The following is a 12443-nucleotide window of genomic DNA, read 5'->3' as shown; positions in this document are numbered from 1 at the left end:
CTAACGCAAAGTTAAGGCTTTATTAAGAGAAAGGAGTCGCATTCACCACGGGATTTGTCTCCTTCAGCCATTTATTGGATTTTACTTTAGATAGTAAAGTTAAGATTAAAAAGTGAATAGTGACACTGAATAGCTAGAAAATATGCTGGATTGCAGCGGCAGGCGGTGACTCCGAAGGGATCAGGGAGACAGATGAGACCGCACAAGCGGCGCACATGCGACGGTGCTGGCTCATAGCTCCCCCCTCGGAAAGCGTCCGCCTAGAGCGGAAATCCCGGCGGTTACTAAGAAACACTATATAAAAAATCCTTTCTATATTACGCATAATAAAAAAAACGCTGTGTCCCTGAAATTGTACCTTCGTCCGAAACGAAAACAAACAAATGCTAACGAGGATTTTAATGCTTTCCATACACAAGTATTTTATGTGAAAAAGTGGTTAATCAACAGACGTGATTTGTCGCTATCTTTTTGTTACTTATTTTTCAATTGATTTCCCACATTTCAAAAAAAAGAAAGCCTTTGGTGCTAGGCCTTCTTCTTTCCTCATATTCCTTATTATTCGTGTTGATATAAATATTTTTTCATTTGTTTTAATATAACTCTTCTTGTTAATATTCCTATAAAAGTTCGTTCATCATCTATCACACATACATATGGGTTATTTACTAATAAATCTAGCCCTTTTTGAAATTTTTCTTTCACATGAATTACTGGTAGATCTGTTTTCATTATGTCATCTACTTTTAATAAAGGTAGTCTTTCATATTCAATATGCTCTAAGCCTAAAATTTCATCCGTTATTTGTTGGGTACTTATTAATCCTTGAAGTCGGTATTTCACATCCAAAACAGGAATAGAAGAGTATCCTGTTTTTGTTAATACTAACAACGCGTGCTCCGCGTTATTACCTAATTGGACATGAGCTACTTTCTCCGCAGAGATGATGTAATCCTCAATAGGAATTTGTAAAAAGTCTTTGTTGCTTACAGAAATCATTCGCATTCTACTCCTTTGTTTGTTCTCATTATATGAAAACATAACCTATATAACTATGATAGCATATGCAAGGAATAAAAAACTATGGAATCGCTTACAAACTATTGATAATTTTTTAGAATGGAAATTGGTTCAACCACTGGCCACCATCTAACGTTACGATTTCTCCGTTCATATAGGAAGCCTTCTCGGACAACATAAACGTTGCAAGCTCAGCAATTTCTTCCGGTTTACCAAGGCGGCCTAGGGGTACAGATTTAAGTGTTCTGTTCGCAGCCTCTTCCGATTCCCACAGCCTTTCAGCTCCACCAGTTCGCTCAATTGCACCAGGTGCAATACCGTTCACTCGGATCCCATATTTAGAGCCCCATTCTACCGCAAGAGTTCTTGTAAGAGACATCACTCCGGCTTTAGCTGCTGCGGAATGAGCAATTCCAGCACCTGCACCCCATGCATAAGTTGCAAGCATATTCAGTATTGAACCTCTTTTCCCTTTTTGAATCCAATAGTTTCCAACGGCATTTGAACAGTAAAAGGTTCCATTTAAAACTATATCAATTACTGTTTTCCAACCATTTGGAGAAAGCTCTTCCGTTTTCACAATAAAATTTCCTGCTGCATTATTTACTAATCCATCAATTTGACCATAGGTTTTGTCTGTAAAGTCGATCATTCCTGAGACATGCTCTGGATTACGTACATCCATTTGAAAAATAGAAATAGAATTACCCTTTAATTCAATTTCTTTCTTAGCATTTTCTAGTTTTTCTAAATCTCGTCCAGTAATAACAACATTTGCACCTTCAGAAACAAATTTCATTGCCATATACTTTCCCATTCCATTTGATCCGCCAGTAACAATAATTGTCTTTCCCTTTAACATCAATCTACACCCCTTTTATCAATTGAATGAATATTCACTCATTATTTTATCATAACATTAAAAGAAAAACCCTAAATCTCTAAAAAGAAATTTACGGTTTTGCATTCTACATATAAGCCTCATTAATATCAGCAATCGGTATAGGTCTACTAAAAAAATAGCCTTGCGCTTTTTGACAATTCGCTGCCTTTAATATATCTACTTGCTTATCCTTTTCTACACCTTCTGCTATAACTTCCATTCCTAAACTATGAGCAAGACGAATAATCATTGTTGCTATTGCTGCATTTTTTTCATCTGATTCAATATCCTTAATAAATGATTGGTCAATTTTTATAATATCAATAGGGTATTTCTTCAAGTAGCTTAAAGATGAATAGCCTGTACCAAAGTCATCAATAGAAATGATTACTCCAATGTCCTTCAATTCTTTTAGCATAGCAAAAGTATCATGCATATCTGTCATAGCACTTTCAGTAATTTCAACTTCTAAAGAACATGGACTTATTTGGTACTTGTTAATTTTTTCTAGTATTTTCACTGCGAAATTTTCTTGCTTAAATTGTTTTGGCGAAATATTTACGGCAATTCTAACAGGACGATGACCTTTTTCTTGCCAGTACTTTAATTGTCTACAAACTTCTTCTAATACCCAATCACCTATTTGCATAATCATACCTGATTCCTCAGCTAACGGAATAAATTGCATAGGTGTCACATAGCCAAACTTCCGATTATTCCAACGAAGCAAAGCCTCAAAAGAATTAATCTCGTCTGTCTCTAAATTTACTTGAGGCTGAAAATGAATAGAAAGTTCTTCTTTTTCAATTGCTCTCCTTAAATGAGATTCCATTAATGCTTCGTTCGGAAAAGACAAATTCATTTGCTGGTGATAGTAACGATAATGTGCTCTTCCTCTATCTTTCGCGACGTATAAAGCCTGGTCTGCTTTAATGAGTAGTTCGTCCATCTTTTTCCCATCATAAGGGTACATAGAAATTCCGATAGATGCAGTAACAAAATATTCTTGATAATCTAAGAAAATTGGCTTCGACAGTTCTTTTAATATACTTTCTGCAAATAAACTCGTCTCTTCTTTCGATTTCCCTTTCAGTATATAAACGAATTCATCACCACTTTGCCTGTATAAATTACTTGATTTATCTAAAATAAGAATAAGTCGATCTGCAATTTTCTTCAACAACTCATCACCATAAGTATAACCTAGCGATTCATTGATAAGTTTGAATCGATCCAAGTCAATTCGCAAAATGGCAATTTCATTCGTTAATCCATCTGCTACCTTGTTTAAATTTTCACGTAAATGCTCTTTTAAAGCACGTCGATTCCATAAACCGGTTAATTGGTCGTGATAAGCTAAATAATATAATTTGTCCTTTTCTTCCGAATTGATCGTTGTATCTCGTATAACTAAATGAAACTCATTTACATGGTCTTCGTTTTTGATTGGAATTGCTTTCAAATGTAAATGTAAATAATGACCATTATCATGTTGGATAAGGCAATTTTGCATTTCAGTAGCATAACCACTTAACGTTTGCTTCAACATAATTTTAAAATTTCTCAATGAGTTCTCTTCTATAAATTGCTCCACTGGATAGTTTATGAGTTTTTCCAAATCGTATCCTAAAATTTTTAATGCGACCATATTGCAATAACGAATAATCCCATTTTCATCAATTAGTAAAACGGGGTCCGTGTTATTATCAACGAGTGAATAGTATTTTTCTTTTATTTTTGTTAATGCATTCTTTTCCTTTTCACTTTCGGTCTTATTAATCATCGTTATTCCAAACACCTTGCTCGCGTCATCTTGTAATGAAAGAATTGAAATGTCAAATATATATAAACTATCTTGAAAAGTAAGCGGGAAATTATGAAACACTTTCCGCTTTTCATCTACGAAAGTATTTATTAATAAAAACAACTCATTCCAGACTTTCTCTGAAAAAAAATGTTGTGGGCTTTGAAAAGTATTGGTAAAAAAACTTGCTGCTGCAGTATTAGCATACTTAATGGAAAACTCACTTTTTTTATTTTTTTCTATTAATAAAGTAAATGTCAGAGAATTTTCGTGAATTACATTAACTAAGTGATTATTGATAGCAAGTTTTTTTTCTGCCGAATTATTCATGTAGCCCTCCAATATGTATCACAATCTAACACAAGGATACAAATTTCAAATATTACTTCACTCTGTTTTATCGACATTATTTTCATTATCTTTAGTTTCTGTCTTTTAATATAGTTACAAATAATTTAATCCTTTGATTTTTGTATACAATTTCACTGAAAATTGGTATGATTATGTAAATAACAAATTTATTAGGTGGGGATTTCATGATAAGGACAACAGATGAAGAACGTATTGCTACTGCTATTTATACCGTTAATCGTCATGCTAAAACAGCAATTGATAACAAACCACTTTACGAATTAAAGAAATTAGCTCTAACTAAAATGTTAGCTGAAAACAAAGCTAAAAAAATAGGTCTTCACTTTGTCCGTAATCCTAAGTTTAGTCAACAGCAATCCTCGGTATTAATCCAATGTGCAGATTATTATTTCCATATAATACCGGTTAAAGAGGATTTTAAAAACTTACCCCATCTTGGCAATTTAGATGATACCTATAGAAATCCCATTCGAAAAATGAATTTACGAATGGCAAAGCAACTACTTTCTGATTATATCGGACCTCAATCGATTATTCGGAGAACCCCAAAACAATCTCCCATCTATTCTAAAAATTATGCGAGAACTTATACTAAAACGAACAAGTCATATCTAGATAGATGAGTAAAGGAATAACCATCCTTTACCTAGTTCTAAGTGAGCACTAACGATAATTTTTGTTTGTATGAAAGTAAAAAACTAGCGTGAAATGAAATCAATTCACGCTAGTTTTTTATAAAATAAATTTATCTATTTTTAATACCAACTCCGCGATTTCTGGTTTACTTATCTGATCTTCTGCTCCGACTTGATCTCCCTTATGTCTAAGATCATCCGTTATTAAACTAGAAAATATTAGAACTGGAAGCTTCGATAAATTACTACTTTCTTTAATCCTTCTAGTTAGAGCATGTCCATCCATCTGAGGCATTTCAATATCTGTAACTACCATTTGCACATGTTCTGAAACATCTGGCGACACTTTCTCTAAGCTTTCTAGAAAGTCTAGTGCATCCTTCCCATTTTCAAAAAAATCTAAGTTAACATAACCCGCTTCGTTTAATGTATCATGTAATAGTTTTCGTAGAAGCGGTGAATCTTCCACAATGACAATCTTCTTATTAGAACGCTCACGATTCCCCAGTTTTTTAACTGAATCTACATTAATACCTGATTCTGGATTAATATCTACAATAATCCGCTCAAAGTCTAGTAGTAGAATCATTTCATCATCACGTTTAATTACACCAATTACATGCGAAGCACTTCCTTGATAGATATCAGAAGGCTTTTCAATTTGATCCCAGGAAATACGATGAATTTGTGTCACATTATCCACATGAAAAACGACTCTTTGCTTATTGAATTCTGCAACAATATATTTTTCCTGTTCGTTTTTAACTACTACAGGTAATCCCAAAACCTTTGCCATACTGACTACTGGTAGTACCTCTCCTCGCAGTTGAACAATGCCTTCCACATGTGGATGTGCATGCGGGATAAATGTCACTTTAATAGGCTGAATTATTTCTTTTACTTTAATTACATTAATTCCGAATTTGTTAGAACCTACTTGAAATTCCACAATTTCTAATTCGTTTGTTCCACTTTCAAGTAAAATGCCTTTATGATCATTCACACGATTCACCCTTTCCTTCTATATTCATATATATCAATTGTATCATATAGTAGTAATTACCTCCTATATCATTCGTATAATTTTATTAAAGACTGTGTCCCGTTATCTTCATATCCTTGCGCTACTAATTCGTCGTACATCGATTTCGTCAGTTGTAATCCAGGAAGTTGCAAGTTCATCTTTTCTGCTTCTTCTAAAGCAATCTTCATATCTTTCACGAAGTGTTTAATGTAAAACCCAGGTTCAAAGTTGCCTGCTATCATACGTGGAGCTAGATTACTGAGTGACCATGATCCTGCTGCTCCTGTTGATATAGAACGTAACACTTGGTCTAAATCTAATCCTGCTTTTTTTCCATATGAAAGTGCTTCACACACACCGATCATTCCTGTTGCTATTGTAATTTGGTTACACATTTTCGTATGCTGACCTGCACCGGCTGGTCCTTGGTAGTAAATTGTTTCTCCAAAAAGGCTTAAAACCGGCAACATTTTATCGAAAGTTTCTATTTCTCCACCGCACATGATTGAAAGTTTTCCCGATTGCGCTCCGATGTCTCCACCGGAAACTGGTGCATCGAGAGAAAGCATTTCTTTTTCTTTTGCAACTTGCTCAATTTTTTGGGCAAGTGTCGGTGTAGAAGTGGTCATATCAACTAGAACTAGTCCTCTATTATTAGCTGCCAATATCCCTTGCTCTCCAAAATATATTTCCTCTACATCATGTGGATATCCAACCATCGTAAACACAATTTGCGCATTGCTTGCTGCTTCACATGGATTACTTGCCCACGAAGCCCCAATTGAAATTAGTTCTTCTGCTTTTTCTTTTGTTCTTGTATAAACAACTACTTCATGACCTGCTTTTAATAAATGCTTAACAAGACTCTTTCCCATAACTCCTGTACCGATAAATCCTGTTTTTAGTTTCTCTGACATGTCTATTCCCCCACAAGTATTTTTTATATGTATAGTGTACCAAAAAAAGAGGATCACCCAAATACTTTTGGATGATCCTTAAAAAGGGGGAAATGAGAATGTTGCTGTGTTCTTTATTAATATGCCCGGTTGACCATATTTCTAAACATCTTTTTTAACAAAATAATTTTTTTTTACTTCCTCTAAACTTTTTAAAAATAATTCCGCTTTATCAGAACTAATTGAATGACTCCCGTATCTCACTTCTTCATATAGTTGAAAAAACACACTTTCTACATGCCAGTTCATGCTTTTAAACCATTCTCTTACTGTTTCACTTTTATTTCTTTCAAACTCGAATGATTTAGCTTCCATTTCAAACTCTACATACTTTTCACGCAAAAGAGATGTATCTACTTTGTATAAAGATTTTGATTGGCTCTTTTGTTTTTCTTCTTCATTTATTTCATTATTTTCATATTCAATTTCTATTTGCTCCATTTTTAATTTATCTGGTTTATTTTTTAACAAATATCTTATAAAAAATAAAATTGCAATTGTAGCTAGTCCAAATAGGATCCATTCAATCGGTAAATTGGAAGAATATTCCTTGAAAATAATTTCTTTTGTATCACTACCGACTGGTTCACCTGCTGGTTCATCCAAGCTTTCATCGAACTGTCTCATTTGAAATTTACTGATTAAATCTTCCAAATAACCCACTAAAGGTGCAAAAGGGATAAGTGCTACACTAAGTATACATCTAAACAAAACATCCATTATTTTACGAATAAATGGTGCTAAGATATAAATCAAAGTGGATAAACCTGCAATAGAAACTATACTAACAAGATAGATAGACAATATGTGAGATTTTTTCAGAGAATTGTGACTGTCTGAGTTCACAGAAACAGCAAAGAAACGTATTCCAACAAGTAGAGCTATACCGGATACAAACACTTCATAAAGAATGAAACGATACTCTTCATTATATAAGAGAAAACATATAAAATAGACCAGTATAAATGTAGCTAAAAATAATAGCGAAAAGCTGCTATCCGTAGTTTGCTCGTTTTGAAGTGTATTAAATCTTGCTTGAATTCGCCATATCGAAATGACGACACCTAACACAAATAACCAAAAAGGAGCTCCAAAAAGGAAAAGGAATAACAGAATAATATTAGGGACAATAAAAGGGACGACCATATTCGGTCCCGTTTTTCTGAAAATGAAAAGGCAAGCAATTGCAACGACTGATTGTAGTCCAATCCAAATAAAAGGTAAGACAATAGTTGTTTCATTTGAAAACAACACAAAAATCAACGCAATAAACCATATATCTCTCAAATAGTTTCCAAACGACTGTACTTGAATATCAATAGTGCGAGTGGAATTATGCATTAGAATAATCCCCCTTTACTTAAATCCATTGGATACAAAACGTTTGTACGTTGCTCCCATGGGCTTAGAAAAGGTAAAAACTGTTCTAAATCATGTGTCATAACATAAACAGTAACAGGTAGTTCTATATGTGTATCGATGTAAGTAATTATTTTTTCAAAAGGAATTAAAATATCACTCACAGACAATATGGAGAGAATCTCTAATGCTTGTATCCGATGCGTATCTCCGCTCCCTATTGGCAAATAAACAAAAGGATATTTCCCATATGCTCGTATATTTATTGCAAAAGAAAAAGGGATATCTTTTTTATAGCAAGCATCTATATGAGAAGCGAGCCACTCGATTTTTTCTTCAAAATCTGCAACTACACTATGCTTCTCCTTAAGATTTACAACAAATAAGACGGAAACATCCGCTACTTTTGTAAATACTTTCGTTTGCAATTCTTGTGTTTTAGCACTAGCTTTCCAGTGAATATGATGAAATTGATCTCCCGGTTCATACTTTCTTGTTCCTACTGGAAAAAAAGGATCATTAAATAAAGAAGAATTTAATTCTAATTTGCCTTGCTTAAATTTAGATGGAATAAGCTCTTCATCAATGGGATATATTTGTGGAAAAACAATGGCATCCATTAATATAAATGGCTTATATTCAAGCAAAACCGATCCATCTGTAAAAGGATGTGGAATTTGGATTTCAATTTCTTTTATCCTTGCTAGCCCTCTGTGAACACCTTTTATTGGAATTTTCAAGGTTACTCTCTTTTTATAACCAATAGAGAATGGGACTCTTACTTCATGAAAACCTGCAATTGTTGTATTTGCAATCCCATTTGGTTGTATAGAAGTTTGAAAAGATATTAATAGAGTTCCATTCCATATAGGTAAACCTTTGTTTTGGAAGGATAATACAATTTGAGACGTTGTATCTTTCATTAAACGGACTCTCTTTTTTTTATTTAACAGCTCTAATTTTTCTCCGACTTTTCGATAATAGTACACTTGCGCAAGCGCAATAATTAGTAAAAAAGAAAAAAGAGATAATAAGGCATATTGCTTAAATAGAAAACTAGAGGAACATATAAAAATCAGTATATTTACATATATGCTCGTATTCTTCATACCTAAATCCTGACGTTTCCAATTCATCGAATAGTAGCCTCTACAGGAACTTCAATCTCACTAACTAGTTCTCTCATAACCTCTGTTAGGTTATGAATGAGCATTCCTTGAGAAGAAAGTTTCATTCGGTGGATACACACAGGTTCAATAACATTTTTCACATCATCTGGTGTGACATACATTCTATTGTTTATAAATGCATGTGCTTTAGCAGCTTGCAGTAGCGCAAGCGAAGCTCGACTACTTAACCCTAATTCAATATATGGGTGGTTTCTAGTACTATGTACGATTTGAATGATATATGTCATGATGTCATCATGCACTGCGACATCCTTTACTTTCTCAGACCAATTTTCAATTTGTTCTAACGTCACTATTTTTTTTGATTTTACCTCTCCTGGAGTACGTCCAAATTGTTGTAATATAACTCTTTCTTCTTCCACGGAAGGATAATCAATCGTTAATTTAAATAAAAATCGATCTAATTGTGCAGCAGGAAGCGGGAATGTTCCTTGTTGAGACTCGACTGGATTTTGCGTAGCAATAACCATAAAAGGAGTTAGTAACTTAATGGTTTCCCCATCAATTGTTACTTGTTTTTCTTCCATTGCTTCTAATAAGCTCGACTGTGTTCTTGGTGTGGCACGGTTTATCTCGTCCGCAAGTAATATATTACTCATTACCGGTCCTACTCTGAGGATAAACTCTTGTTTTTTTGGATGAAAAAAACTAATACCAGTTACATCTGATGGTAAAACGTCCGGCGTAAATTGTAACCGCTTAAACTCTCCTTGAATTGCTTCTGCAAATGACTTAGCCATCATTGTTTTTCCTGAGCCTGGTACACTTTCTAAAAGCACATGACCTTGTACAATTAGTCCGATTAGCATTAGTTCAATTTCTTTTTTCCTTCCAATCACTGCTTTGTTCAATTCTTCTTGAAGTAAGGAAATACTATTCATATATAATTCTCCCCCTATATGCTAGTCTACTTTTACTACATTCAATACACTATTCTCTAAATATTGGAACTCATTTAAAAGCTGATCTAACTCTTCACTTAAACGAATAGTTTCTAGATTGGATACACCCTTTTCAGTAGCAGACTGTATCATTTTCTCTCTCGTATATTCTACTCGCTTCAAAATAGATTCTAACATATAGAATCACCCCTTTAACAATATATACATTCTTTTCAGTATACCTTTTGTTGGAAGTTTTAAAACCGAGAACTTCTCGACAATTAATGACAGTTTAACTTCTTGGAACTTGTAAATAAGTAAATACAACTTGAGCACCTTGCATTGCATTCCCCGAAAAATGCTTAAAGTCCTCTCTTTTGATCAACACTTCACGAAATGCAAGGAAATCGTCTTTCGAAATTTCTAATGTTTGGATATCTCCACTTTTAAGGTGATCCAACATCTCTTCAAATTTTTTCATTTCTATCATTCCTTTCTTTTTTCGAATGATGTATAACTTTTAAACTTTTGACCAAAATACTTTACGTATACCTTTTTTTAGGGCAAACTGTAATTTAATAAGTTCTAAAAAGGGGAGGGACAGTCTGTGAAAGTTGCAGAAGTTGGTAATATTATAGAGTTTAGAGATGGTCTTCAAGGTATTGTTGAAAAAGTTAACGAAAACTCCGTTATAGTTAATTTAACATTTATGGAGAACTTTGATGAACTTGAAATAGAAGAAAAGACTGTTGTAAATCATAAACGTTATAAAATATTGTATAGCAATGAAGATTAAACGTCTTACCGTTCCTCTTTCAAAGAAGAACGGTATTTTAAATAATTGTTAGGATGTGCTTTTTTATGAACCGTCAAATACCATTAGCTAGATTATTACTTTCTTTGATTTGTGCTTATTCATTCACATATATATCATTTTCCAATGAGAAAGTATTTTGGTATTTCTACACTTTTACGATCCTTTTTCTCATGTCATTTGCTTATTTTTATACTAAAATTAAAGATGAGGTCAAAACAATACGATATATTCTTTTAGGTATTAGCTTTGGAATGCTTTTATATGCTATTATAGCATTCGGTTACAAAATAATCCATATATTGCCTATAGCTTCAACAACAAGTATTGATCACTTTATCACGAAATTTGCTCCCTCTTCTATTTCGCAGTATTTGATCCTTTTAGTTCTTATTGCACCAGGAGAAGAATTATTTTGGCGAGGCTATATCCAGCAACAATTAAAGCGCTGGTTTAAACCTTTTTATTCGGTTGTTCTTAGCGCGGCATTGTTTAGTCTATCCTTGGTTTTCAGTGGTTTTTGGTTAGGGGTACTCGGCTCTTTCGTTGTAGGAATTATTTTAGGCTATTTGTACGAGTGGAAAAAAAGTATGCAACTTATCATATTTGCACATATAACCATGTTAGTACTACTATTTTTAGTATTTCCACTTTAATGAAACATTTATCCACATTTCACGTCCATTTAGAAAAGTGTAAGCGCTAGACAAACACTAATTAGAACAGTTATACTTTTATATCAATAAAAAGGAGCTGAATGACTTTGAAAAAAATAAACTCATTACTTTCCATTGCATTACTTACTATGTTACTCGCTGCATGTGGAACAACAGAGGGAATTGAAAAAGCCGATCAACCTGACACTGAAACGAAGAGTGCAGAACAAACAGAAGCTGCCGGAAGTACTACTAAACCCGAACAAGAACTTGAAGGGACAATTACAAAAAGTGAAAGCCAAAACTATTCCATTACAGTGATAAATGGTTTTGAATTAACTGGAGAAGAGCCAAACAAAGATATACTTTTTAATACCAAAAACGACGCACAATCTATGAGAATAGAAACATTCGACGCTAGTGAGGTCGATTTAAATGAGATTACTAATAATTTAGTAGAAACACTTAAAGCTTCCAATGAAAATGAAAAATTAGTAGAAATTACAGATGAAAATCAACTTCCTATTAATGACTCTCTTAAAGAAACAAAAGGATTTCAAATAGATACACCAGAAGGAAAGGTTTCAGGTTTTACATTTGAAAGAGATGGTTTAATCGTGAAACTTACTATTTTTGATACAGAAGATAATCCAGCATTCGAACAATTTGTTAAAATGGCTGAAACAATTAAGTAAAGCGTAAACGGCATTTAACATCTTATCTTCAGCATTTCCTGAGTGCTTTGGACGAAACATTGGTCACACTATTATCGATAGATTTAGAGGAGTTGGAAGTGACTACGTCACTTCCAACTCCTCTTTTTCCGGTAATCTTGTGGCGGATATTTAT

Annotated in this window: 14 protein-coding genes; 4 read left to right on the top strand and 10 right to left on the bottom strand. The window is 33.6% G+C overall.

Going from position 1 to position 12443, the window contains the following annotated elements; translation table 11 throughout:
• Window positions 1–558 precede the first annotated feature (558 nt).
• The 3 genes from cbpB to ACEPXG_RS05400 form a co-directional block, all read right to left on the bottom strand.
• The gene (gene cbpB / locus ACEPXG_RS05410; RefSeq protein ID WP_391208244.1) at window positions 559–999 is read right to left on the bottom strand and encodes a cyclic-di-AMP-binding protein CbpB; all 441 of its coding nucleotides are present in this window, start codon (window positions 997–999) and stop codon (window positions 559–561) included.
• A 115-nt stretch (window positions 1000–1114) separates the two neighbouring features.
• A complete protein-coding gene (fadH, locus tag ACEPXG_RS05405) occupies window positions 1115–1882 on the bottom strand; it encodes a 2,4-dienoyl-CoA reductase (protein WP_391208242.1) in 768 nt (255 codons plus the stop codon).
• A gap of 106 nt (window positions 1883–1988) precedes the next feature.
• Window positions 1989–4037 carry an EAL domain-containing protein gene (locus ACEPXG_RS05400; protein WP_391208240.1) on the bottom strand — a complete coding sequence of 683 codons (2049 nt, stop codon included), beginning with the start codon at window positions 4035–4037 and terminating at the stop codon, window positions 1989–1991.
• 206 nt (window positions 4038–4243) lie between these two features.
• Here ACEPXG_RS05400 and ACEPXG_RS05395 point away from each other — a divergent pair, with 206 nt between their 5' ends.
• Window positions 4244–4702 carry a YkyB family protein gene (locus ACEPXG_RS05395; protein WP_391208238.1) on the top strand — a complete coding sequence of 153 codons (459 nt, stop codon included), beginning with the start codon at window positions 4244–4246 and terminating at the stop codon, window positions 4700–4702.
• A 109-nt stretch (window positions 4703–4811) separates the two neighbouring features.
• On the opposite strand, the gene ACEPXG_RS05390 is transcribed toward ACEPXG_RS05395, so the two are convergent.
• From ACEPXG_RS05390 to ACEPXG_RS05360, 7 genes are all read right to left on the bottom strand, one after another.
• Window positions 4812–5717 carry a chemotaxis protein gene (locus ACEPXG_RS05390; RefSeq protein ID WP_391208236.1) on the bottom strand — a complete coding sequence of 302 codons (906 nt, stop codon included), beginning with the start codon at window positions 5715–5717 and terminating at the stop codon, window positions 4812–4814.
• 68 nt (window positions 5718–5785) lie between these two features.
• Window positions 5786–6655: an NAD(P)-dependent oxidoreductase gene (locus ACEPXG_RS05385; RefSeq protein WP_391208234.1), complete on the bottom strand. Its 870-nt coding sequence runs from the start codon at window positions 6653–6655 to the stop codon at window positions 5786–5788.
• A gap of 141 nt (window positions 6656–6796) precedes the next feature.
• Entirely contained in the window at window positions 6797–8035 is a 1239-nt protein-coding gene (locus tag ACEPXG_RS05380; RefSeq protein ID WP_391208232.1) for a hypothetical protein, read from the bottom strand.
• Entirely contained in the window at window positions 8035–9189 is a 1155-nt protein-coding gene (locus ACEPXG_RS05375) for a DUF58 domain-containing protein (RefSeq protein WP_391208230.1), read from the bottom strand. Before ACEPXG_RS05375 ends, ACEPXG_RS05380 begins: the two co-directional genes overlap by 1 nt.
• The gene (locus ACEPXG_RS05370; RefSeq protein ID WP_391208228.1) at window positions 9186–10124 is read right to left on the bottom strand and encodes an AAA family ATPase; all 939 of its coding nucleotides are present in this window, start codon (window positions 10122–10124) and stop codon (window positions 9186–9188) included. The genes ACEPXG_RS05375 and ACEPXG_RS05370 overlap by 4 nt, the downstream gene beginning before the upstream one ends.
• Window positions 10125–10145: 21 nt before the next feature.
• The gene (locus ACEPXG_RS05365; protein WP_391208226.1) at window positions 10146–10322 is read right to left on the bottom strand and encodes an aspartyl-phosphate phosphatase Spo0E family protein; all 177 of its coding nucleotides are present in this window, start codon (window positions 10320–10322) and stop codon (window positions 10146–10148) included.
• Window positions 10323–10416: 94 nt separating this feature from the next.
• Window positions 10417–10605: a hypothetical protein gene (locus ACEPXG_RS05360; RefSeq protein ID WP_391208224.1), complete on the bottom strand. Its 189-nt coding sequence runs from the start codon at window positions 10603–10605 to the stop codon at window positions 10417–10419.
• Between the two features lie 126 nt (window positions 10606–10731).
• On the opposite strand from ACEPXG_RS05360, the gene ACEPXG_RS05355 reads away from it, so the two are divergent.
• The 3 genes from ACEPXG_RS05355 to ACEPXG_RS05345 all read left to right on the top strand — a co-directional run bounded on the left by ACEPXG_RS05355 (window position 10732) and on the right by ACEPXG_RS05345 (window position 12289).
• Window positions 10732–10920, top strand: a complete 189-nt coding sequence (locus ACEPXG_RS05355; protein WP_391120580.1) for a YkvS family protein — start codon at window positions 10732–10734, stop codon at window positions 10918–10920.
• Between the two features lie 65 nt (window positions 10921–10985).
• Window positions 10986–11594, top strand: coding sequence for a CPBP family intramembrane glutamic endopeptidase (locus tag ACEPXG_RS05350; RefSeq protein ID WP_391208222.1), 609 nt, complete (start codon window positions 10986–10988; stop codon window positions 11592–11594).
• Window positions 11595–11701: 107 nt separating this feature from the next.
• Window positions 11702–12289, top strand: coding sequence for a hypothetical protein (locus ACEPXG_RS05345; protein WP_391208220.1), 588 nt, complete (start codon window positions 11702–11704; stop codon window positions 12287–12289).
• The last annotated feature ends 154 nt before the right edge of the window (window positions 12290–12443 follow it).

This window comes from Psychrobacillus sp. L4, from assembly GCF_042944905.1.
Taxonomy (GTDB): Bacteria; Bacillota; Bacilli; order Bacillales_A; family Planococcaceae; genus Psychrobacillus.
This window is presented reverse-complemented; position numbering and strand designations above follow the sequence as displayed.